This is a genomic window from Streptomyces sp. NPDC111744 (assembly GCF_055634995.1).
The window spans coordinates 70,699-94,322 of the sequence record NZ_JBVKCG010000011.1 but is presented as its reverse complement, the minus strand read 5'-3'; the positions used below and the strand labels follow the sequence as shown (position 1 = coordinate 94,322).

Genomic DNA, 23,624 nt, shown 5'->3' with positions numbered 1-23,624 from the left:
ACATGGCCCGCGAAGGGCCGCGCCGATCCGTGCGGTTGCGCACATGACGGTGCGCGGCTTTCGACGGTCGGCACCCGGGACGGGGACACAGCCTGGTCGCACGCGGTCATCAGCCCATCGCGAATGCCTCTTCGGCCCAGACGACCTTGCCGCCCGGTATGGAGCGGGAACCCCATCTCCGGGACAGCTGGGCCACCAGGAACAGGCCGCGGCCGTTCTCGTCGATCGTGCGAGCGCGTCGAAGACGCGGAGAGCACAGCTCGGTATCGGACACCTCGCAGGTGAGGACCTGATGCTGGATCAGGCGCAGCACGATCGGACCGGCGCTGTACCGGACGGCGTTGGTCACCAGTTCACTGACGATCAGTTCCGTGGAGTCTCCCAGAGCCTCCAGCCCCCATTCGGTCAGCTGACGGGTCGCCACGTGCCGGGCGTGACGGACAGCGTTCTGATCGTTGGGGAGCGTCCAGGAGGCGACCTGGGCGGGGCTGAGCGAGCGGGTCCGGACGAGGAGCAGTGTGGCGTCGTCGGACGGTGCCCGCCCCGGCGCGGGTTCCGTCGCACTGGCGCAGAGTTCTTCGAGAGAGCGACCCGGTTGCGCCAGGGCGCTGCCCAGCCGGCGCATTCCCACGTCGATGTCGTGATCGCCGGTCGCGATCAGACCGTCGGTGTAGAGAGCGAGGAGACTTCCCTCGGGGAGTTCGAGTTCCACGGCCTCGAAAGGGACGCCCAGCCCGATGCCGAGGGGGGCTCCTGAGGGGAGGTCGGGGAAGGTGACCTGACCCTGCGGATCAATGATCGCGGGTGGGGGATGCCCGGCCCGTGCCATGGAGCACGTCCGGGAGACCGGTTCGTAGACGGCGTAGAGGCAGGTCGCACCGACCACCGCCGGTGGCTGGTCCGTGGCATCGGTGTCCGCCTCGGCCAGTCGCTGGACCGTGTCGTCCAGGTGCGCCAGCAGTTCGTCCGGAGGGAGATCCATGTCGGCGAGCGTGTGGACGGCGGTGCGGAGTCTGCCCATGGTCGCCGCGGCCTGGAGGCCGTGTCCGACCACGTCGCCCACGACGAGGGCCACCCGGGCGCCGGGCAGCGGGATCACATCGAACCAGTCGCCGCCGACGCCGTCGTCCATGTCGGCGGGGCGGTAGCGCGAGGCGACCTCGACCGCCGTGCCACCTTTCAAGTGGTGTGGGAGCAGCTGGCGTTGGAGTGTCAGGGCGGAGGTGTGCCCACGGGCGTACTGGCGCGCGTTGTCCAAGGACTGCGCTGCGTAACTGACGAGCGCTTCGGCAAGGAGCAGATCGGCCTCCTGGAAGGGTGTCGGGTCCGCGGTGCGGATGAACAAGGCCACACCCAGCAGGACACGCCGCGCGCGGATGGGTACGACCATGAGGGAGTGCATGCCGTTCTCGTGGATCTTCTGGGCCCGCACCGGATCCTGGTCGGCCCACGCGCCCGCGGCGGTGTCCAGGATCGGCTCCAGGTGGGGCCTGCCGGTGCGCAGGACGTCGGTGAGGGGTGGGGTGAGCGGCCAGGGGACCGGCTCGCCGCGGCCCCATGGTGATTCCGGGACGCCTTCGTGGATGGAAGCCAGGCCGGCCCGTCTGAAGGTGGGGAGGCGTTCGCCCACGGGGCCGATGCGGAGCGGGGGCCCGTCACCGCCCGGCACCGACTGCTCCAGGTCGACGGCGACGTAGTCGGCGAACAGGGGCACGGCGAGGTCGGCCAGTTCCTGGCTGGTCTGCATCACGTCCAGGTTGCTGCCGAGTCGCGCACCGGCCTTGCCGAGGACGGCGAGGCGGTCGCGTGTACGTCGGCTCTCGGTGACGTCGACGCTGATGACGCACACCCCGAGCGCCTTGCCGTCGGCGCCCTGAAGGCAGACGAACGAGGCCGCGAACGAGTGTTCCCGACGCGGGCCCGTCGCCAGCCACGACCGGTACTCGTGCACCCTGGTGGTGCCGCTCTGGAGCACCTGCCGCATCACCGCCTCGAGCGCCTCGGCCTTGGCCCCGGGCAGTACGTCGGTGAATCGGCGTCCCAGCCGTCGGTCACCGGAAACACCGTCGTGGCTCTCCATGGTGTCGTTCACCCAGGTGCACATGAGCCGGAGGTCACGAACCACGACGCCGATCTGCGCGGAAGCGAGAAGGAACTCCCCCACCGATCCGTTCACCGCTTCGCCGGGCAGCGTGCCGACGCCGGACAGGGTCACCAGCCACTGCACCCTGGCGTCCCGTCCCCGCACCATCGAGATCCGCAGACCGAGGTCGAACATGCGACCGTCGCGATGGCGCACCGCCGTCGTACCCGACCAGCCGTTGCGGGCACGGCACAGTTCGAGGAAGGCCGCTGTCGTGGGTGCGTGCTCGCGGAACGGAACCACCCGTGTGAAGGGGTGACCGACCACATCGCCCGCGGGATGTCCGACAAGCCGCTCGGCGGCCTGCGTCCATGCGACCACCGTTCCCTCCTCGTCGCACATCGCGATCACCGGGTCGGACAGCTCGCGCGTGTCCGGCGGCCGGCTGACGTTCACCTTGTCTTCGCTGGTCATCAGGCTGCGTCCTCAGGTAGCGAGAAGTACGCGAGGTGCGGTGAGCCGTGCTCATTTGCACCTTTTGCGGTCATTGACCGTGTGGTGCGCTGATCTGTGACAGCACTCGAACCGCGTTCTTCGCCCACGCGGCCCTCAGGACGGCCGGGAGCCGCGAGAGGCGTTGAGCGGCCGCCCCGCCCCTGTGTCGCAGTCGATGCTCCCGGTGTCGTAGAGGGAGGAAAGCGCCGGCACACGGAACGGGCGCGCCAAGGCGCACCGAGCCGAGGCTCGCACCGCTACCGGCACTGACGTGCGAGGGGGGCCGTGACTCAGACCCGATCCTCGGGTGCGACGTAGTCGAAGGTCGGGCCTACGGCGAGACCGTCGTCGTCCTGGAGGGCCATCAGGCTCTGCGCCTGTCCCTTGATCGCGTACATCGTGCCCACCGACATTCCCAGCATCGCCGGGTTGCCGTTGAAGGCCTGCTCCAGCTGTTGCAACATCTTGCAGTACGTCTGGTTGAACGCTTCCTGCGCGGTGCGGATCGCGCTGCCCTCGGGGTGATCCTCCAGCCGTGGGTTGGGGCGCAAGGGACGGACACCGGCAGGGTCCACGGTCACCGCCTCCCCGGTGGGGCCGGACTCGGGCGTGTCCCCGGGCTGGTAGCGCCGGCCCAACGCGAGTTCCTGGAACCGGTAGTAGTGGGAAACCGCCTTGGTCTCGGGGTGGATCAGGTCGATGTCCTCGTCCCAGACGTCGGCACGGGCCGCGCCCTCGCCCTGCTCGACGATCTCCTCCAGCGCCGCAAGCGCCGAGTCGAGGTCGGTGACCGGACTGAGGTGCCCGGCCGTGTGGGCGAACGGGCCGCCGGCGACCTGACGGGTGGGGTCCCCGGTGAAGACCTGCTCCTCACCCAGTTCGGCGCACAGGCGCCGCAGACCCTTCTCGATGGCGTCGTAGAACTGCCCGATGGTCTCGTAGTTGTCGCCCTCGGCCGGGTCTCCCGGATGCGCCGGCTGTTCGAGGCGGAGGAACATTCCGAGGGCCTCCTGTCCGAACGGCAGCAGGGCCAGCTCGATGGACCGGTCGGCGTGCGGCATGGTTCGCGGGTGAGGAGGCAGCAGATGGGGCGCGTCCAGGCGGGGTTGTCCGCCGACCGCGTTGAGCAGGTTCGCGGCCAGAGCGAGGTGAATCATCTCCTCGACGAACACTCCGCCGATGAGCTGCGCGGCGTCCGCGTTCCGCTCGGGGTCGAGGGAGTACAGGGCCGTCAGGTAGGGCGGCAGCGTGGAGTGTTCCACTTCGATGGCCCACTGCAGGTGCCTGCGCAGATCTTCCAGCGTCGCGATGCCCGTCGTCGAGAGGTCATCGGAATGGTCGAACTTGTCCTGAAGCATGGATGGGAGGCTCACTTCCGGTGTCGTAGCGCAAGGGCGGCCGGCTTGCTGCAGCCAACGGCAGAACGCCGATGCCGTCACGTCCACGACGGAACTGTTGGTCCACCGCCGAAAAGGCAGACGCCGCCCTTGATTCACCTCACTGACAGGGCAGGTCCAACATCTGTGACACCGACCGGGAACCCCTTTCACACACCAATGGTGGTTTCCACACGAAGGCATCGGTGCACGGCAGATGTGAGATAGTGTGCCGACCGCTGGCCGGCCGGGGCAGCTCCCACTTGCCAGAATCGGGCCCCGGGCAGGGCCGTTGCCGGCCTTCCGGCCTCATGTTCCACGTTCCACTCTCTCCGGAGGCGCAGTGCTCACTTGTGGCCCCGCCTCGGCGATCATGTTGCCCGGGGAGTTGTCCCTGAAAGGTGTGTCTCATGGCTGAGCTGTTCTACGACGCCGACGCCGACCTGTCCGTCATCCAGGGCCGCAAGGTCGCGGTCATCGGCTACGGCAGCCAGGGTCACGCCCACGCCCTGTCGCTGCGCGACTCGGGTGTCGACGTGCGGGTCGGTCTGCACGAGGGCTCCAAGTCCAAGGCGAAGGCCGAGGAACAGGGCCTGCGCGTGGTGACCCCGGCCGAGGCCGCCGCCGAGGCCGACGTCATCATGATCCTCGTCCCGGACCCGATCCAGGCCCAGGTCTACGAGGAGTCCATCGCCCCGAACCTCAAGGACGGCGACGCGCTGTTCTTCGGCCACGGCTTCAACATCCGCTACGGCTTCATCAACCCCCCGGCCGGGGTCGACGTGTGCATGGTCGCCCCGAAGGGCCCGGGCCACCTGGTGCGCCGTCAGTACGAGGAAGGCCGCGGCGTTCCCTGCCTCGTGGCCGTCGAGCAGGACTCCACCGGTGGCGCCTTCGCGCTGGCCCTGTCGTACGCGAAGGGCATCGGCGGCACCCGGGCCGGCGTCATCAGGACGACGTTCACCGAGGAGACCGAGACCGACCTGTTCGGCGAGCAGGCCGTCCTCGCCGGGGGTGTCACCGCGTTGGTGAAGGCGGGCTTCGAGACCCTGACCGAGGCGGGCTACCAGCCGGAGATCGCCTACTTCGAGTGCCTCCACGAGCTGAAGCTCATCGTCGACCTGATGTACGAGGGCGGCCTGGAGAAGATGCGCTGGTCGGTCTCCGAGACCGCCGAGTGGGGCGACTACGTCACCGGCCCGCGGATCATCACCGACGCCACCAAGGCCGAGATGAAGAAGGTCCTCGCCGAGATCCAGGACGGCACCTTCGCCCAGAACTGGATGGACGAGTACCACGGCGGTCTGAAGAAGTACAACGAGTACAAGAAGCAGGACTCCGAGCACCTGCTGGAGACCACCGGCAAGCAGCTGCGCAAGCTGATGAGCTGGGTCGACGAGGAGGCGTGACCTCTCGCCCCGGCGGCGGTCGAGGAAGCAGCCGGCGCGGTCCGTGCCAAGCGTCGGAACACGGGCCCCGCCGCACGCGCGGCGGCAGCACGGTCGGGGGCAGCGGGGACTCGGCTCTCCTCCCCTGATCAGTCGGGTATGCCGGTTTGAGCGGCGACGGAGACCTCGGCGGCCGGCGCTTCGGGCAGGTCTTCCAGGAAGTCCGCAGAGGGCGTGAAGAACAGGGAGCCCGTGACCGGAGTGGAGAAATCCAGAATGCGGTCGTACCGCGCTGTCGCCGTGCCCAGGAACATTCGCTCCAGCATCGTCTCCGTGACTTCGGGGCTCCGCGCGTAGCCGATGAAATAGGTGCCGAACTCCCCGCGGCCCACGGATCCGAACGGCATGTTGTCACGGAGGATCTCGCGCTCGTTGCCGTCCGCATCGGTGATCGAGGTGAGAGCACTGTGTGAGTTCGCCGGTTTCACGTCGTCCGTGAGTTCCACGTCGGACAGCTTCCGCCGACCGATCACCTTCTCCTGCGCTTCGACAGGCAGGGCTTCCCAGGCTTCGAGATCGTGCAGGTACTTCTGCACGACGACATAACTCCCGCCTGCGAAGCAGGGGTCCTCCCCGCCGACGAGAACCGCCGCACGCGCCGCCGGGCCCGTCGGATTCTCCGTACCGTCGACGAAGCCGAGCAGGTCGCGTCCGTCGAAGTACTTGAAGCCGTGCACTTCGTCCTGGACCGTGACCGCTCCGCGCAGTCGGCCCATGATTTCCGCGGCGAGCGCGAAGCACAGGTCCAGCCGTGAGGCGCGGAGGTGGAACAGCAGGTCGCCAGGGGTGGCGACAGCTCGGTGCACCGGACCGTGCAGAGCCCTGAAAGGATGCAGCCGGGCCGGGCGCGGTCCGGCGAACAGGCGGTCCCAGGCGTGCGAACCGATGCCGGTGACGCAGCTCAGCCTGCCGTCGGGCTGGGCGCGAAACCCCACAGCCCGTTCCAGTGAGCCGAGGTCGGACAACAGCTCGCGAACGGTGGCCTCGCCGCCGCTGTCGATCGTGACGACCAGGAAGACCGCTGCGCTGGTCAGTGGAGACAGAACCGTCTGAGGCACCGGTTCTGTGACTTCTCCGGACATGAATCATCCCCTTTGTCTTCAGCTGTCTTCGGCCGCAGCAGCGGCAGGTGGCTTCAGTAGTCGCCTGGACGGTCGGTGCGGGAGAGCTCGCTCTCCTCCGAAGGCGTCAATGGCCTCGGGATCGCGGTCGAGTCAGGGACGGATGGCCAGGACGAGAGGAAGAGCCGCCGATGCGGCGGCGCCCTCGTCGGCGACCGATTCCATGCCCTAAGAAGGGATGTCGGGAGCGGGGCGACTGGTGAACCACTCCCGGTAGGTCGTCTGCGCGATGAAGGCGTCGGCACCAGGAAGAAGGTCCGAGGGCCGAAGGCGGGCCCCGAAGAACGGGCTGCGGACGCCCGTGAAGACCCGGCGGTACTCGAGATGCGCCGGGAGTGCGGCACGTACGAACGCGTCCAGCCTGAACGTCTCCGGGCCGGCGATCTCATGGACGCCGATCAGGGGGCGGGACACTGCGGTATGCGCAAGCAACATGGCCACGTCCGTCAGGGCCACCGGCCGCACTTCGACCGGCGGAACCCAGACGATCCAGTCCTCGGTGCCCGCAGTCGCTATGTCCTCGGCCGACTCGAACATCTGCGTGGCGCGAAGTATGGAATAGGGCGTTCCTGACCGCTGAACAAGCGATTCCTGAGCCTGGAGAACGCGGAAAACGCCCTCACTTCCGATCCGGTCCACGCCTACGACGGACAAGGACACATGGTGCTTGACACCGGCAGCCTTCTCGGCCTGGAGGAGGTCGCTGGTGGAACACAGCCATGATCTGGCGAGACTCTCCTCGTCCACGACAAGGCCCTGATCCTCGGTGAGGGTTCCGGCGGCCAGGGACGGCTGACACGAAAGGTCAATCACCACTGCGCAGTTGTGCAGGGCCCCAGCGATCTCTTCTCTGCTGAGCGCGTGAAGACCCTCGGGTGCCGATATCAAGTCGACTTCGTGTCCGTGGTCCCGGACCCAGAGCGCGGTCTCGACGCCCACAAGTCCGCCGTCGTCAAACACAACGACCTTCATTCTGAGAATCTCCCATGCCAAGGGGACCGCGCGGACGTCAGCGGAGCACCGTCGTCATGCGGTTTCGCCTCCGCGGACGCGCGGTCCTGGTGCTCAACCGGACTCTGCGGGTGTTTCCGCATGGATCCCCGCGAGCAGACCGGTGGACTGGCCCACCTCGATGAGGTAACCGTCGGGGTCGAGCAGATAGCAACGCAGCTCGGACCCTCGGTCGACGGGCTCGGTGAGGAAGTCGGCCCCCTGTGCGACGGCGTGGGCGTGGAAAGCGGCCATGTCGGCCACCCGCACATTGAGGAAACTGGACACACGCTCGCCACTCCGGGGTGCCTCCAGTGTGACCCCCGGCTTGTCAGGCGTGGGCCCGCCTCCGGGATTCATGATGATCCAGCTGTTGGCGACCTTGACCATCGCCGGGTTCTCCTCCATCACGACCTCGCCGCCGAAGACGTCGGCGTAGAAGCGCCGGGACACGGCCACATCACGCACCGTCAGGAAATGCGTGAGGAGGAGGCCGTGTCGCGGTGTGGGCAGTTCCCCGTGAGCTGTCATCGTCCGTCATCCCTTCATGAGCCCAAAGTGCCGGGGGCCAGGCCAGATGTTCCTGCTCCCCCACGCTCACGCAGGTGCGGCGATGACACCCGCATGCAGCTGAGGGTTTGACCGAACAGGCAGCCGATCTGTGACACCGGCGGTCGTCGTGACAGGGGCGCCCGAGGACCACCGGATGCGCACAGGCGAGTGCCCGCGGCTCCGGTCGTGCCCCCGCCCGCCGGTCGCTGCGGCGATGACCAGGTCATCTCCCGGGCGTACGACAGCCTCAGGGGCAGACGGCCTCCGGGGCTCCGCATGCGAGAAGCCGCCGGCTCAGGGTGACCTTGGCCGGTCGCCGCCGGGTCGGACGGCCCGGAGTCGCCGTCCCTCGACCGCACGAGCGGATCGGTACGGCGGGTCCTCAGTCCTGATCGACACGTACATGCGGTGACGTACGGTCAGGGACACCGCCACGCTCGCCGCCGCCACCCCACCGGCGCACAGAACCGCCCACGTACCCGCGAACGTACAGGCCAGGATCGCCGCGGCGGTCATCGGCAGGACGACCTGCTGCCGCAGGGACGGCTTGTAATGGCGCGCGTGCAGGAGCCAGGTGAAGAAGACGAATCCCGCCATGGGAATGGTGACCGCGGCGGCGGCCCTCAGAGTGCTGATGGGGGCCTCGCCGGTGACCCGCTCGATCGCTGTGTGGAGTCCTGCGCCGATGGCCGCGGCGCTGCCGAAGACGAGGTAGTGGCCGTATCCCCACAGAAACGCGGTTTCTCCGCCACGCAGGTGTTCGTGGATGGGAACGATGAAGTAGATCCAGTAGGCGGCGAAGACGATCAGCAGGCCACCTGCCGCGATCGGCAGCAGGTCCGCGAAACTCCCCTTGTCCAGGGCCCGTTGCACGGCCACGGTCGCGGCGACGACCGTCTCGCCCAGGACGATCAGGGTGAACAGTCCGTAGCGTTCGGCGATGTGCCGGGGGTGCCACGGGGTGGTGCCGCTGCGCTCGGCGACCACGGGTACGGCCAGCTCCGCGGCCACGAGCAGGACGAACACCAACATCTGGACACCGCCGCGGGGCAGGAACCCGAAGGCCACCCACCCGGCCGGCAGGAGGGCGATGCCGCCTGCGTACCGCAGGGCGGTGGTCCGGGAGCCGCCCCGCTCACCGCCGGCCGCTCTGAGCCACTGGACGGTCAGGGCCAGCCGCATCACCACATAGCCGGCCACGATGACGGAGTAGTCCGAGTGTTCGAAGGCCCGCGGCACCCCGGCCGCCAGGACGAGGACGCCCGCGATCTGCACCAGCGTGACGAGCCGGTAGGGCACGTCGTCGGTGTCGTAGGCGGTGGCGAACCAGGTGAAGTTCATCCAGGCCCACCAGATGGCGAAGAAGATCATGGCGTAGCCGACGACCCCGTGTCCGGCGTGCCCCTGTGCCACGGCGTCAACCAACCTGCCGCCTGCCTGCGCGACGGCGACCACGAAGCACAGGTCGAACAAGAGCTCCAGCGGGGTGGCGGCGCGGTGCGCCTCCGCGGGGTCGCGCCTGACCATGATCCGCAACAGCGGCCTCAGCACGATCCCACCGTCCGCAGGACTGCCGACCCGTTCGCTCACTGTCCCGTTCTCCCGAAGACGTCGGCGGCGGCGAGTACGCCGGTGTACTTGGCGGCGACGGGTGCGGAGGCTGTCGTGGCGACGGCCTCGAGGTAGGCCTTGAAGACGTTGAGAGCGGGCCCGACGGATACGGAAGGGACCGGCGCGTAGTCCGCAAGAACCGACGCGCGCCTCGAGAACGCGCGGCGGTCGTCAATGCCCGTATCTGCGGACTCGGAAGTCATGTTCTTTCCTCGTGAGCATGGATCAGAGGCCTTGGCCGCCTGGTGCTGCGGGCGGCAGTCGTCGGCGTCAGGACGGGTGGAGTTCGACAACGACGCGGTAACTGGCGGGTACTGACGTGATGTGAAGGCCTGGGTCGTCGAACATGCGCTGCAACGAGGCATGCCATTCGGGGTTCCCGGTGGCCTTGTCGAGCGCCGTCCCCGAGGACCACTCGGCGACGTGGACGAACCGCGTCTCGGGAGCGTCGGCGAGGGGGCGGTGCAGGCGGGAGCGGAGGAAGCCGGGCTGGGTCGACATGATGCGGGCGTTCTCCTGGTACACCTCGGCGAAATGGTCGGCTTCGTCCGCAGGCACGGTGTAGCTCTTGATGACGGTGACCGGGCCGTCGACACCGGTCTTCGATTCCAGGGAGTGACTCACACCAAGTGAGACCGGGTACGCCCCGACCGTGTGACCGGTCGTCGGATTTCTTTACCGTGTGATTACCGTGCGGATGATCGCGTGCCATTTCCCAACCGAACGAGATGCTTTTCTTGACATCGACATGAACCGGCCCTGCCCGACGTCGTGCACGACGTGCCGACGGCGCCGAGCAAGGCGTCATGGAAGCGACAGAGGTCCATGAACTCTTCGAAGGTGAACAGCGTGTTCCACCCACACGGTGGTCCACAATGGCAGTGGGAGCGGGCCGGAGTGGCAGGCGAGCGACTCGCCGAACCGGCCTGGGCCGCCCGGCGATCGGCAGGAGTTCCGACGAGGGGCCGCACGCCGGAACAGCGACGCGCCCGCCACTCACCCGCCCCCCGTCAGGCAGCAGACCAGCGTAATGAAGAAGGCCGTGTTCATGATGAATGCAGCAAGGGCGATCGGCACGCCACACGACGACCGGACGCAAGCCCCCAGCACTGCCCAGGACCCTGGCTTGACAGCGTCGGTGTTCGCCAATTTTCGTCAGTACCTCATGGGTTGGCAAGCGGAGGGCCGTCCCGGATCCGTCCTCGACCAGTTCCGCAGCGGGCTTGCCGCCCCGCAGTTCAACGGCGTGCTGCGAGTGCGGTCCGCGCCCTCGGTCGGACAGGCTGTGGCTACCGCCCGCACAGACCTGGCGGGTCTTCCCTGGTGGTGGTGGGTCGGCCCCGACAGCCCCGAGGGCACCGCCGCCGCCCTGGAACGCCACGGAGGACGGGAACTCACCGTCCTCCCGGTGATGGTGAGGCCGCTCGGCCACCCGGCCGGTCCCCAGGACACGCTCGCTCCGGCCGGTTCGGACGATGCGCGCGCCGGCCTGCGGGTGGAGACGGTCCGGGACGGGCAACGCCTGGAGGAGCTGGTCCGGACGTACCGGACGTCGATGGGTATCGCCTCTGGCCTGGAGGCCGAGATGGTGCGCATCGAGTCGCAACGCGCGGACAACGCGGACATCATCCGGCTGGCCGCGGTGCTGGACGGCCGGGTGGTCGGGTCGACGGTGGTGATCACCGCCCACGGGGTGGCCGGCATCTTCCTAGTGCACGTGGCCGAAGCGCATCGTCGGCGAGGCATCGGTGCCACGCTGACGACCGCCGCGCTCCGGGTCGGGCAGAAGAGGGGAATGCGCTGCGCCGCACTCGTCGCGAGCCCCGCGGGGGAGCCACTGTACCGGCGCTTCGGCTTCACGAAGATGGCCGAGTACCACCTTTTCGCCTTCCCGGCCTGAGCTGCCGCCCGCCAGGTCCAATAGACGTGGCGCCGAGGGCCCGGGGCTTCGGGCCGAACCAGGGCAACGCATCCGTGTCACAGATCCACTCGGTGCATGGTCAGGGCGGGCGAGCAGGACCGTCCACCGTGTACGTCACGGGGGTCCACGGTGCGCGTCAGGGCGAGCGTCAGCAGAGCCCGGAACGAGAGATCGCTCCCGGTCAAACGGCCGTCCTGCGCCCTGGGCAGGGCCACCTGCTGTTCGGCCTCACCCTGCGTGACGCCGGCTCCGTCCAGTCCCTGACTGTTGTCTCGGTACGCTGACGCCCCGTCCGCTGTCCGCTCCGCGGATCCCGACGCCATGGCTCCTGTCGGTGCGGCCGTCTCTCTCGAGGGCCGCGACATCCTCGCGAATCCGCCGCAGAGGCACCGGCGCTCACCGAGTCGGATCGCGTCGGGCGGCTCGACGAATGCCATGCGGTGTCACCCAAAACACTGTTTGCCCGGACGGAAGACCACCGGGATCAGGTCTTCCCCGGATGCGGGACCGGCCCCAGCCAGGCTGGAAGCACGACGTGCGTGCGCCTCGCCGGTCCCGTCTACCAGGTGCTCGCGGATGCTCTCGGACCGGGCCGTCCTCGAGCGGGCTCAGATGAGTTCCAGCCCGCCGTCGACGGTGATCACCTGACCGGTCGCATGGCGCCCGGCCGGGTCGGCCATCCGGAGGATCCAGTGAGCCATCTCTTCCGCGTTCGCGATGCGGCGGGTGGGGATGCGCTCGCGCTCATAGGCGTACATGTCGTCGGCGGCCTCGGGGGTGAGACCCGCGTGCAGCATGACGTCGGTGCGGGTCGGGCCGGGAGCCACGGCGTTGACGCGAACACCGTCACCGGCGAGCTCCAGGGCCCAGCTCCGCGTCATCTGTTCGACGGCGGCCTTGGTGGCCGAGTAGTGCGCGCCACCCGCCATGGGACGGTGCCCGTAGGTGCTGGAGAGGTTGATGATGGTGCCGGAGGTCCTCCGCAGGTGCGGCAGTGCCTCATGGGCCAGGAGGCTGGGCGCGACGACGTTGAGCGCGAGCAGATCGACGATCGTCTGCTTGTCGGTCTCCGCCAGCGGCATGACCGCCGTCGCGCCGGCGTTGTTGATCAGATGGTCGAGCCGTCCCCACCGCTCCACGGCAGCGCTGACGACCTTGGCGGGTGCCCCGTCGGCACACACGTCGATCGCCAGGACCTCTATGTCGGCATGGGCCGCAGCGGTCTCCTTCAGCAGTTCCTCCCGGCGGCCCACCCCGAGTACGTGTGCGCCTGCCTCGGCGAAGGCGACGGCCGTGGCCCGGCCGATACCGGTCCCGGCGCCGGTGACGATCGCGACATGGCCGGAGAAGGCCTGGGCGGGGGAGTTCGCGGACATCAAGGACTCCTTGTTCGATGTTCGTTGTACATAGAACACTATGGGCAGACACTGTGGTCGCGTCAAACGCGGAAGTACCGCAGATGACATCCTTGGCAGATACGGCAACGCGATCCGTACAGACCAACGTGTGTTTCAATCGTATGTTGTGCTCACGGCGCGGCGTTCGGTAGGAAGGGTCCCGCCCCGTGCCGCAGGATTCGGACGCGCTCGCGATGGCCCGGGCGCGGTCTCCCACGCCCGCCGCGCACGGGCCCCAGCTCCGGCAGCGGCACGCGTCAAGGGGGCTCCGCGGCGGCAGGTCGGCGCCCGGGGCTCACGCATCATCGCGCACGGGGACGTGCAGTGACGGGTTACGCCGTCTCGTCACGCTCGGTGACATGTCCTCCGATGCCGTCGGTGGCAGCGGCGGACAGCAGCGCCGGCAAGAGGCCGGGGAAACGGGCCTCAAGAGCGTCACGTCGCAGCCTCACATAGCAGCGCGTGCCCTCCTGCCGGGTCTGCGTGACGCCCGCCTCGCGCAGCATCTTCAGATGATGACTGAGCGTGGACTTGGCGACGGGAGCGCTGAACTGCCCCCACCCTCGTTCGACGCCGTCGGACAGGATCCGGACGATCCCCAGCCGTGTCGGATCACCCAGCGCTCCCAGCAGGCGCGGCAGGGTGATGTCGCTGTCTGCAGGTGACGAGTGGTCCGGCATGTCGACCATGCTACCGAATGTTCGGCACGCGTCGAACTTCGCGGTACGAACGCGCCCGGACACCACGGTGACCGGGTCACGGCTCCGGCCGTCACCTGCGGGTCTTGCGCACCGCCGGGTCGCACAACGGTGTGTGTCGCGCCGAGTCCCACCTCGCCGGTGCGTGACGGCCGGCACCGCGCCCGAGCGGTGAGCCACGCGCGGCAGGCGAACCGGCTCGGGAGACTCCTGCGGGCGCGACGCACAACCGGGCCGCCGCCCCTCAATGTGCGGGGACCTCTCGGTCGACCTGTTGAGGGGTCGGGTGGTCCATGCTCCCCCTGAGGTAGCGGAGCAGATCTTCGTCGCTGTTTTCGGCGCCGAGTTGCCGCACGACCTCCTCGACCGCCTGCTGGAGAAGCGGTGAGCCCAACCGCAGCACGTCGTGTGCCAGGGCGCTGAGTTCGATCTCGACGCTCCGGCGGTCGTGCGGCGAGGTGTGCGTGGTGATCAGGCCACGGTCGCGCAGGCGGGTCACAAGACGGCTGGTAGCGGACTGGCTCAGCCCTATCCCGTTGGCCAGGTCGTTGAGGTAGAGCAGACCTGTACCGGCCCGCACGCCCTCCCGCAGGGTCCGAAGGGCGTAGAACTCGCTCACCCCCAGGCCCAGATGCTGATGAAGGCGTCGCTCCATCTGGGTCTCGATCCGACGATGGACACGGCTCAGCCTGTTCCACTGCGTGATCAACGTGGCATCGTCACCCATGGGTGATGGCCTCCCTGCTGTCCGCGGCGTCCGACGGCTTGCTGCCGGAACGACACCCCGGCAGGAGAGCGCGGCGGGCGAGCGGCCGCCGCTTGTCTGCATCATGTAGACAAGACCGGGCTCATCGTTGTGACAGCCTTGCCGCCCTTGTCTCACGAGTACCGCGCTCGACAGGGCCACCGCCGCTCCCGAGCGGTCCGCCTCGCTGCGGCGCCTGTTCGACGATCCTGGTCTCCACATCTCCTCAGGATTCTTCCGCCTGTGGTCGTCGGCGTCCGGCGATGGGCCGGCGCGTTCAGCGCGCAGCCACCGGACCTGTTCAAGGCCGGTTCGCCCCGGACGCCCACGCGGTGCCGCATCTTCGGCAGGCGCCGGTTCGGCGTGCCGCCTGCTCTCACGCGGCGTGCCGGGCGGCCAGGTGAGCCCGACCAGGGGATCGGTGGGCCGACGGCAACAAGCGGTGAACACGGCCCTCGGAGACGAGAAGCTGCACGAGGTCCTCCAGATCCCCCGTTGCGACCGCGGTCCGGAACGCGGTGACGAGGCGACGGTGCGCGTCAGCGGCGACTGGCCGCTCGCGGTCACACTCGAGACGGGCCTGCGCGCGGTGGACCACCACGCGAGCGTGCGGGGCGCTGATCCGCAGCAACTCCGCGAGTTCGGCATAGGCGTAGCCGAAACCCTTGCGCAGCACGTAGGCGGCCACTCGATCCGGCGTCAGTCTCGCCATGAGCAGGGCCAGGGCCGCATCGAGCGCCGCGGCCTGCTCGGCACGCTGCACGGGATCCTGGGCGGAAGGGTCGCCGATGTCGGCCGACTGCCACTCGGCCGGGGTCTCGTGGCGGTGCCACCCCGACTGGATGACGTTGATCGCCAGACGGGTGGTGGCCGTGGTCAGGAACGCGGCCGGATTCTCGATCGTGGCCCGGTGGGTGAGCTGCCAGCGCAGCCACGCCTCCTGCACCACGTCTTCCGCTCTCGATGCATCTCCGAGAATGCGGTAGGCGATGCGGAACAGCCGTGTCCGCTGGGCCAGGAAAATCTCGAGGGCGTGGGACAGGCCGTCCTCGTCCGACCGGGCGACCGGGGGTTGGGCCGGCGTCGTCGTCTCGGGGCTGGGCGCGGACATCGGGGCTCCTCTTCGTGGACAGGCACCCCTCCGGGGCGATGGGTCCACCCTCGGTCCGAAGCCTCCCGCACCGCGCCCTTGCTGCCCGTGGTCGAGTCCGTGGGGTCCCCCGGGGATCCCGGGGCCCGGCCCCGGGCCCTCAGCCCGTCGGCACCGGGCCCTCGTCCCTGGTGTCCGTGGCCAGGGTGCTCGCGAGGGCACCCGGCAGCGCGCGACGTGAGTTGATCCCGAGCTTTGTGTACACCTTCCGCAGGTGCCACTCCACGGTGTGGGGGCTGATGAACAGCTCCGCGCCGATCCTCGCGTTCGTCATGCCGTCGGCTGCCAGCGTCGCGACCTGCGACTCCTGGGGGGTGAGAGCGCTCGTCGGCTTGGTCTCCCGCGCCCTGACGTGCTCGCCGGTGGCCAGCAGCTCGCGGCGGGCCCGCTCGGCGAACGCGTGCGCCCGCATTCCGTCGAACATCGAGTGCGCCCTGCGCAGATGCTCCCGGGCCAGCGATCGGCGCTGGCTGCGGCGCAGCCACTCGCCGTACAGCAGGTGGGTGCGTGCCACCTCCACGGTCACCCCGCCGCGGCCGAACTCCTCGATCGCGGTCCGGTAGAGACGATCGGCCTCGTCGCCGTCGGCGAGGAGAGCCTGGCTGCGGGCGCTGGCGCCACGGGCCCATCCGGAGTCGGCGGCACGGGTGAGTTCCACCAGCCGGGCCAGCGAGGCGCGGGCCTGGTCGAGTCGACCGCACCGGGTGGCGGCCTCGACGTGTTCGACCAGCGACAGGCCGGTGAAGTTGAATCCATCGTGCTCGACGCCCGTGCGAGCGGCCTCCAGGGCCTCCTCGTAGCGTGCCAGGCCGTTGAACAGGACGCCTTGGATGTAGCCCATGGCGCCCAACAGGGACACCTCACCTCGTTGTTCGGCGCTCTCCCTGGCTTCTTCGATGATGCCGGCGGCGACGTCCGCCTCGCCTCGCCACGCGGCCAGGACAAGCGTCGCGTACTTGTGCGGGGCGTGGCCGGTCGCGGCGGCGAGCGCGTCTGCTTCGTCGATCATCCTGGCTGCCTCGGCGAAGTCGCCGTAGTGGATGTGCACGCCGCCGGCGTAGATGAGGGCCGGTGGCAGCGCCCCGAGCGCTCCGATGTCACGGGCCAGGCGCACCGCGCGGCTCGCCAGCGTGTCCCACGCGTGCAGGTCCCACGCGTAGTGGATGAACGCCTCCAGGGCGACCGGGGCCAGCAGGAGCCAGCGCATGGTCGCCTCCCGGGTGTCGAGCTCCTCGTGCGCGAGCAGCTCCAGCGCGCCGCGCAGGGCCGGGACACCGGTCTCATACCCGTCCGCGAGGAGTGCGGCCACACCGTCCAGGAGGAGGTCGGCGGCCTTGGAGCCCGAAGGCGGGGCCCCGGACCCGCGGGCGGCGATCGCGGCGGCGCGGGCACCGGTGGGACCGTGGACCCGGTCCGCGAAGATGGTCGCGCTGATCGCCTCCAGGTACGTCTCCCGCGCCAGGGGCGACCCGGCGGCGGTGAACTGCGCCGCGGCGTCGAGGAGCAGAGGTGCCGCCTCGTCGCTGCGGCTGCGGGCGAAGAGGATCCTGGCCCGCAGCCGCGCCAGGCGGGCACGGTCCAGGGCGCTCAGGGGGCACAGTTCGGCCACCGTCGCCAGCTCCGTGGCCCGGTCGGGCGCGGCAGCCGAGAAGTGCGCCTCGGCGGCCGCGAGGGCTCGGCGCCCCCGCGGCCGCGGGTCCGGTGTCACCTCGGCCGCGCGTTCCAGCAGTACCGCCTCGGCCGCGATGCCACCGCGCTGCCGTGCGCGGTCGGCGGCCTGCTCCAGCCCCGCGGCGACCTCCTCGTCCGGCCCGTCGGCGGCCTCGGCAGCGTGCCAGGCGCGCCGGTCGGGGTCCAGGACCGGGTCCGTGGCCTCGGCCAGCGCCCGGTGTACCGCTCGGCGTTCTTCGGGCTCGGCTCCGTGGTAGACCGCCGAACGGGCCAGCGGATGCCGGAACCGGACCGACTCACCGAACTCGATCAGTCCGGCCGCCTTGGCCGGACCCGCCTGGGGGGTGATCTTGAGAGAGGCGGCTGCGCGGACCAGCAGGCACGCGTCACCGACCGGTTCCGCCGCGGCGATCAGGAGCAGTGTCCGGGTCGCCGCCGGCAGCGAACCGAGCCGGCTGGCGAAATCCCGTTCGATACGGCTCGCAACCGGCCCCTGGACGCTCGGTTGACTCGACGAGTCCAGGCCGTACGCCAACTCGGCGGCGCTGCGACCGCGGGAGAATTCGAGCAGCGCGAGCGGGTTGCCGTGCATCTCGGCCACGAACCGGTCCCGGACACGCTTCTCCAGCCGCCCGCCGACGGCGGCCTGGAGGAGCTCTCCGGCCGCGGCGGTGTCGAGACCGCCGATCCGCAGCGCCGGCAGACCGTTGAGCACGGTCTGTCCCTCGGGGTCGCGCACCGCAAACGCCATGGCGACCGCCTCGGCGAGCAGTCGCCGCGCCACGAACTCCAGGGTCTGCAGGGACACCTGGTCCAGCCACTGTGCGTCGTCGACCAGAATCAGCACCGGTCCGGACTCCGAGGCCCGGGTGAGCAGAGTGAGCACGGCGAGGCCGACCAGGAAGCGGTCGGGCGGATCTCCGGCCGCCATCCCGAACGCCACGCGGAGGGCGTCGCGCTGGGGTTCCGGCAACTCGTCGAGCTCGGGCAGGAACGGCGCGCACAGTTGGTGCAGGCTCGCGTAGGGCAGCTCCATGTCGGCCTCGATGCCGTGCGCCCAGGTCACTTTCACCCGTGACGCCTGCGTGGCCAGGTATTTCAGAAGCACGGACTTCCCGATGCCGGCTTCGCCACGGACCACCACTACTCGGGACTCACCTGCGCGAAGGCCGGCCAGCAGGCCGTCGAGCGCCGCACACTCGCGATGCCGGCCGACCAGGTCGGGGAGCGGGCTGGCGATCATGCGACGCGGCTCCTTCGTGGAATCAGGGGATGAAAGGCTCCCACAACATTGTCGGAACGATCCTTGTAACGATACCCGGACCACCCCCCACACCTTGTGTCCAATTGTTGTGACAGACTCCACGCGGAAAAAACCACGAGGCTGTCACAAACGAGCCCGCGATCCGGTCGACCACTACCTATGATCTTGCCCGTCCACTGTCGCTGGAGGTCCCATGTCTTCGCTCGGACATCAGCTCGCCACGTCCGTTCTCGTGATCGGCGCCGGTGGGGCAGGCCTCCAGGCGGCCATCGAAGTCGCGGAGGCCGGTGTCGCGGTCATCGCGGTGGCCAAGGGCGCAGCCGACGATGTCCACACTGTGATGGCATCCGGAGGTTCCGAGCGGGCGCCGGCCGCCACCGACATGGGTGACACGTGGGAACAACATGCGGCCGACACGTTGCGGGAGGGCCGCCTGCTGGCCGACCCACGCACCGCGCAGATCGTGGCCCGCTGTGCCGCGCAGGTTTTCCGCGACGCGAGGCGCCACGGCACGCGCCTCGACCGGCGGGGTCATGGGGGGCCGGCCGAGCGTCGGTTCGGCGACCAGACGTACCACCGCAGCGTGTTCGCCGACGAGCACACCGGCACGGAGGTGCGGCGAGCGCTTCGCGAACGCGTGAGGCAGCTCGCCATTCCCGTCCTGCCGAGCTTGTACGTCACCCGGTTGCTGGTCGACGACGGGACGGTGTTCGGTGCCTATGGTTTCGACCTCGTCGACGGCTCGCGCTACCTCGTGCACGCCGACTCCGTGATCCTCGCGGCCGGAGGGCACACGCGCATCTGGCGACGTACCTCCTCGCGCCGCGACGAGAACACCGGCGACGCCTTCCGCCTCGCCGTCGAGGCGGGCGCCCGGTTGCGCGACCCCGAGCTGGTGCAGTTCCACCCCTTCGGGCTGATCAGGCCGGAGCATGCGGCCGGCATGCTCGTCAGCGAGGCGGCTCGCGGCGAGGGTGGCGTCCTGCTCAACAACCTCGGTGAGCGGTTCATGACGCGCTACGACGCCGAGCGGATGGAACTCTGCAGCCGGGACAGGGTCGCGTCGGCGTCCTACACGGAGATCAAGGAGGGCCGCGGCACCCGGGCCGGCGGCGTGTGGCTCGACCTGTCCCACCTGCCGCCTGAGTCGGTCCTGTCGCGGCTGCCGCAGCTGCACCAGAGCCTGTGGGACCTGCAGATGCTCGACATCACCCGCGATCCGATCGAGGTGACGCCGACCGCCCAGTACGCCATGGGCGGTGTCTGGGTCCGTCCCGAGGACCACGGCACCGATGTCAACGGGCTCTTCGTGATCGGGGAGGCAGCCAGTGGTCTGCACGGCGCGAGCCGGTTGGAGGAGAACTCGCTGATCGAACTGCTCGTCTACGGCCGAATCGCCGGCCGGGCCGCCGCGGAGTACTCGGCCGGACTCAGCGCCCTGCAACGGTCACCGGCGGCGGTTCGTGCCGCGCAGGCGGACGTGGACCGGCTCCTGGCCGCCGACGGCGACCAGAACGTCCGGGCGCTGCTGCGGTCGGTGCGCCACCTGATGACGGAGCGCGCCGGTGTCGTGCGGGACGAGACGGGTCTGGCCGCCGGGCTCGTCGAACTCGACGAGATCGAGGACCGCGTGGGGGACATGGGAGTGCACATCGACATCGGCGGCTTCCAGGACCTCGCGTACGCCTATGACCTCAGGTCCGCCGTTCTCGCCGCTCGCGCGACACTCGAGTGCGCGCTGGAGCGGCGGGAGACGCGGGGCTGCCACAACCGGTCCGACTTCCCCGATGCCGACTCGGACCTGGCAGTCAACCTGGTGTGGTCCCCCACGACCGGGGTGCGACGCGAGCCCGTCCCCGCCATCCCCACCGCGATCGCCGAGTTGATGCACGGCGTCCCGGCCGACGCCGGGTCGCGGGAGTGGGCGCCCGCCCGGCGGGCGCCGCTGTCGGAGCGCGACTGACTGGATCGGCGCGTCGCGGGCCGCGTCCGCCGATACCACGCCCGGACCGCAGGAACCCGTGACTCGACGACGATCCGGTGATCTGGACGGGAACGGTCCAGCCTGGGCCGCCGCGCGGCGCGGCCGCCGGCGTTTCCGGCAGGTGGCGGGAGGCCCAGCCGGCGGGCTCACCGAGGATCGGCATCAGAGCCGTCCCGTCCGCTGAGAGACGGTGGCGGACCGTGACGGGCGGCCCGGGCTCCACCTCGCGGAGAGTGAGACCGGCGGCGGACAGCACTTCATCCTCACCGTCCGCGCCTTCGGCCCGGCCGCCGGACCGATGGCCGGCTTCGACTCAGCGGCAACGGACAAGGGAGCCACAGGGCGTAGGACAGGTACGGGGGCACCTCGCGGGGGCTGATCGCCCGGGTACGGCTCGGGACCCTCGGACAGCAGGGTCGCTCTTCGCCGCGCTCTTGACTGCTCGCGGGAAACGGGGACGGCCTGCGGGGCGACGGCTTCCTCACGGTCTGCCCGAGACAGGCGTCCCCTGGGTGATCGGCAGGATGGACAGCAGCCGGAGGCTGGTGTGACTCTCGGTTCCCGGTGTCGCGGTGTACACCACCAGCCGCTGGGACTGGTCGGGGTCGACCAGTGTCTGGCAGTGCAGTTCCAGCGTCCCGACCTGCGGGTGCCGGAAGCGTTTGGAGGCGCAGTACGGCCCCAGCACGGGACGCTCGCGCCAGATGCCGGCGAACTCGGGGCTTGCCCTGTTCAGCGCGTCCACGAGTTCGGCGGTGCGCGAGTCGCCGCCGTCGCGGGTGTAGGCACCGTGGAGGTCCGCCACCAGCAGACGGCTCTGCTCGGCGTGGTCGCTCTCGGGGTGGACCAGGCGGGAGACGGGGTCGGTGAACCAGCGGTAGTGGGCACTGCGCGCCAGTCCGGTGTGGGCCGTCTGGTCACCCAGCAGGGCCACCGCCGGGCGCGTCTGCTTCAGCGTCTCGCCCAGGTGGTTCATCACCTGGGCGGGGGTGTCCCCGAGCCGGTCGAGGATGCGCATCATCCCTGGACTGATGTGGTCGCCGCGCCGCGCCCGGTGCGGCAGGGCGTGACCGGCGAGTTGGAAGAGGAGATCACGCTCCTCCAGTGACAGGCGCAGTCCGCGGGCCATCGCGGCGAGCATCTGTTCCGAGGGGTGCGGACCTCGTGGCTGCTCGAGTCGGCTGTAGTAGTCCACCGACATGTCGCAGAGCGCCGCGACCTCCTCGCGGCGCAGCCCTCCGGTACGCCTGCGGCGGCCGCGGGGCAGCCCGACGTCCTCCGGCTGGAGGGCCTCGCGGCGCGCCCGTAGAAAGGCTGCCAGTGCTGCCCGGTCTGCCATGGTTGTCCTCTCTCACCACCGCACCGGCCCCGAGGACGATGCGGTGGTCCGCGGATGTCCGGGACGGATGAGGGAAGGGGCTCACGGGAGGGACGAGTCGCAACGACCGCGGCCTCCGCGGCCTTCACTCACTACGTCAACGGTGTGAACGATTGGCTCAGGGCCCCTCATTCCCCAAAACACACTCTTGCCGCGGCCGCGGCAAGAGTGTGTCGACGCCACGCGTCAGCGGGTGATCGCCTTGGTCTCGAGGAACTCCTCAAGACCGGCACGACCCATCTCCCGGCCGTTGCCGGACTGTTTGTAACCGCCGAACGGTGCCTGGAAGTTGTGCTGCGCACCGTTGATCTCGACTTGGCCGACCCGCAGGCGCCGGGCAATCGCAATGGCGTGGTCCTCGTCACCGGTCACGGCGCCGTTGAGTCCGTAGATCGTGCCGTTGGCGATCTCGACAGCATGGTCGTCGTCGGCATAGGGGATGACGACGAGGACCGGGCCGAAGATCTCCTCCTGGGCGATGACCGCATCGGGGTCGACGTCGGAGAAGATCGTGGGCCTGACGTAGGCACCGGTCTCGAACCCCTCCGGCCTGCCGGGGCCGCCGACCACGAGAGTGGCGCCGTCGGCGATGCCACGCCGGATGTAGTCGTCGACGCGCCGGCGCTGGGTTTCCGAGGCGAGCGGGCCGATCCGCGTGCCCTCGTCGGCGGGATCGCCGACGACGTAATCCCCCGCCGCCACCCGGAGCTTCTCGACCACGGTCTCCTGAAGACCCTCGGGTACGAGCATGCGCACATAGGCGCCGCAGGCCTGACCGCCGTTGGCCCAGGCAAAAGCCAGTCCGCGGTTGACGGCGAAGTCCAGGTCGGCCTCGGGCAGGACGATGTGGGCCGCCTTGCCCCCGAGTTCGAGTGCGACCCGCTTGACCGTGCCGGAGGCGGCGACGGAGACGCTTCTGCCGGCTCGGGTGGACCCGGTGAAGGAGATCATGTCGATCTTCGGGTGGCGGGAGAGGGCCTCGCCGACGACCGGGCCGGTGCCTTGCACCACGTTGAACACACCGTTCGGGAGCCCCGCCTCGGTGGCGATCTCCGCGAACATCCGGGCGCTGAGAGGAGAGAGCTCCGCGGGCTTGAGGACGACACTGTTGCCCGCCAGCATCGCGGGGACGACCTTGGTCACCAGTTGCTGGAGCGGGAAGTTCCACGGGGTGATGGCCCCCACCACGCCGATGGGCTCGCGGATGACGAGCGAGTTCTCGATCACCGCCGTCCACTCGAACTGCTCGACCGCTGTGACGGCGGCCAAGGTCGACGCGACCGGGAAACCCACCTGCGCCTGCCGGGAGAAGGTGATCGGGGCGCCCATCTCGAGGGTGATGGTGGCCGCCAGTTCTTCGCTGTGCTTCTGCAGGCCCTCGGCCAGGCGCCGCATGACGGCCGCACGGTCCTGCGGGGAAGTCGACGCCCATCCGGGGAAGGCGGCCAGCGCGGCGTCCACCGCCATGTCCACGTCCTCGGCCGTGCCCTCGTGCACTGCGGCGATGACCGATTCGTCGGCGGGGTTCACCACGTCGATCAGCGGCCCCGAACCCCGAACGGCGCGGCCGTCGATCCAGTGGGACGGAGCAGGGAAAGGAACCTTGGGGTTGTCGTTCATGCCGCCAAGAGAACCTCGCTCGTCGCGAGGCATCCATGCCTTCCCATGCCCATGATCTACGTCACTCGCACGCGTTGCCCCGGCCGTCCGTCCGATGGGCCGGCCCCCTCGCCGCAAGGG

18 protein-coding genes are annotated in these 23,624 nt (G+C 69.6%); 3 read left to right on the top strand and 15 right to left on the bottom strand.

Annotation, left to right across the window (positions count from 1 at the left end; all coding sequences use genetic code 11):
- Positions 1–109: 109 nt before the first annotated feature.
- Entirely contained in the window at positions 110–2,557 is a 2,448-nt protein-coding gene (locus tag ACZ7OO_RS24330) for a SpoIIE family protein phosphatase (RefSeq protein ID WP_471507565.1), read from the bottom strand.
- A 311-nt stretch (positions 2,558–2,868) separates the two neighbouring features.
- Positions 2,869–3,936: a ferritin-like domain-containing protein gene (locus ACZ7OO_RS24325; RefSeq protein WP_471507563.1), complete on the bottom strand. Its 1,068-nt coding sequence runs from the start codon at positions 3,934–3,936 to the stop codon at positions 2,869–2,871.
- A 428-nt stretch (positions 3,937–4,364) separates the two neighbouring features.
- Here ACZ7OO_RS24325 and ilvC point away from each other — a divergent pair, with 428 nt between their 5' ends.
- Positions 4,365–5,363 (top strand): ketol-acid reductoisomerase, encoded by a 999-nt coding sequence (gene ilvC, locus ACZ7OO_RS24320; protein WP_471507561.1) that lies wholly within the window; start codon positions 4,365–4,367, stop codon positions 5,361–5,363.
- 128 nt (positions 5,364–5,491) lie between these two features.
- Here ilvC and ACZ7OO_RS24315 read toward each other — a convergent pair whose 3' ends face one another.
- From ACZ7OO_RS24315 to ACZ7OO_RS24290, 6 genes are all read right to left on the bottom strand, one after another.
- Complete coding sequence (locus ACZ7OO_RS24315; protein WP_471507559.1) at positions 5,492–6,484, bottom strand: Dyp-type peroxidase; 993 nt, start codon at positions 6,482–6,484, stop codon at positions 5,492–5,494.
- A gap of 207 nt (positions 6,485–6,691) precedes the next feature.
- Positions 6,692–7,495, bottom strand: a complete 804-nt coding sequence (locus ACZ7OO_RS24310; protein ID WP_471507557.1) for an SDR family oxidoreductase — start codon at positions 7,493–7,495, stop codon at positions 6,692–6,694.
- Between the two features lie 93 nt (positions 7,496–7,588).
- Positions 7,589–8,044, bottom strand: coding sequence for a VOC family protein (locus ACZ7OO_RS24305; protein ID WP_471507555.1), 456 nt, complete (start codon positions 8,042–8,044; stop codon positions 7,589–7,591).
- Positions 8,045–8,359: 315 nt separating this feature from the next.
- Positions 8,360–9,592 carry a low temperature requirement protein A gene (locus ACZ7OO_RS24300; protein WP_471507870.1) on the bottom strand — a complete coding sequence of 411 codons (1,233 nt, stop codon included), beginning with the start codon at positions 9,590–9,592 and terminating at the stop codon, positions 8,360–8,362.
- A gap of 59 nt (positions 9,593–9,651) precedes the next feature.
- On the bottom strand, positions 9,652–9,879 hold the full coding sequence (locus ACZ7OO_RS24295) for a hypothetical protein (RefSeq protein WP_471507553.1): 228 nt from the start codon (positions 9,877–9,879) through the stop codon (positions 9,652–9,654).
- Positions 9,880–9,946: 67 nt separating this feature from the next.
- Positions 9,947–10,300, bottom strand: a complete 354-nt coding sequence (locus ACZ7OO_RS24290; RefSeq protein WP_471507551.1) for an antibiotic biosynthesis monooxygenase family protein — start codon at positions 10,298–10,300, stop codon at positions 9,947–9,949.
- A 541-nt stretch (positions 10,301–10,841) separates the two neighbouring features.
- Here ACZ7OO_RS24290 and ACZ7OO_RS24285 point away from each other — a divergent pair.
- A complete protein-coding gene (locus ACZ7OO_RS24285; protein WP_471507549.1) occupies positions 10,842–11,576 on the top strand; it encodes a GNAT family N-acetyltransferase in 735 nt (244 codons plus the stop codon).
- Between the two features lie 629 nt (positions 11,577–12,205).
- Here the strand turns inward: ACZ7OO_RS24285 and ACZ7OO_RS24280 are convergent.
- The 5 genes from ACZ7OO_RS24280 to ACZ7OO_RS24260 form a co-directional block, all read right to left on the bottom strand.
- Positions 12,206–12,973, bottom strand: coding sequence for an SDR family NAD(P)-dependent oxidoreductase (locus tag ACZ7OO_RS24280; protein ID WP_471507547.1), 768 nt, complete (start codon positions 12,971–12,973; stop codon positions 12,206–12,208).
- A 353-nt stretch (positions 12,974–13,326) separates the two neighbouring features.
- Complete coding sequence (locus ACZ7OO_RS24275; RefSeq protein ID WP_471507545.1) at positions 13,327–13,674, bottom strand: ArsR/SmtB family transcription factor; 348 nt, start codon at positions 13,672–13,674, stop codon at positions 13,327–13,329.
- A gap of 262 nt (positions 13,675–13,936) precedes the next feature.
- Positions 13,937–14,419 (bottom strand): MarR family winged helix-turn-helix transcriptional regulator, encoded by a 483-nt coding sequence (locus ACZ7OO_RS24270; protein ID WP_471507543.1) that lies wholly within the window; start codon positions 14,417–14,419, stop codon positions 13,937–13,939.
- Positions 14,420–14,813: 394 nt separating this feature from the next.
- Positions 14,814–15,548 carry a sigma factor gene (locus tag ACZ7OO_RS24265; RefSeq protein ID WP_471507541.1) on the bottom strand — a complete coding sequence of 245 codons (735 nt, stop codon included), beginning with the start codon at positions 15,546–15,548 and terminating at the stop codon, positions 14,814–14,816.
- A gap of 139 nt (positions 15,549–15,687) precedes the next feature.
- Positions 15,688–18,501 (bottom strand): helix-turn-helix transcriptional regulator, encoded by a 2,814-nt coding sequence (locus ACZ7OO_RS24260; RefSeq protein ID WP_471507539.1) that lies wholly within the window; start codon positions 18,499–18,501, stop codon positions 15,688–15,690.
- Between the two features lie 214 nt (positions 18,502–18,715).
- Here ACZ7OO_RS24260 and ACZ7OO_RS24255 point away from each other — a divergent pair, with 214 nt between their 5' ends.
- Positions 18,716–20,485 (top strand): FAD-binding protein, encoded by a 1,770-nt coding sequence (locus ACZ7OO_RS24255; RefSeq protein ID WP_471507537.1) that lies wholly within the window; start codon positions 18,716–18,718, stop codon positions 20,483–20,485.
- A 502-nt stretch (positions 20,486–20,987) separates the two neighbouring features.
- Here the strand turns inward: ACZ7OO_RS24255 and ACZ7OO_RS24250 are convergent.
- Positions 20,988–21,845: a helix-turn-helix transcriptional regulator gene (locus ACZ7OO_RS24250; RefSeq protein WP_471507535.1), complete on the bottom strand. Its 858-nt coding sequence runs from the start codon at positions 21,843–21,845 to the stop codon at positions 20,988–20,990.
- A 225-nt stretch (positions 21,846–22,070) separates the two neighbouring features.
- Positions 22,071–23,537 carry an aldehyde dehydrogenase family protein gene (locus tag ACZ7OO_RS24245; protein WP_471507533.1) on the bottom strand — a complete coding sequence of 489 codons (1,467 nt, stop codon included), beginning with the start codon at positions 23,535–23,537 and terminating at the stop codon, positions 22,071–22,073.
- Positions 23,538–23,624 lie beyond the last annotated feature (87 nt).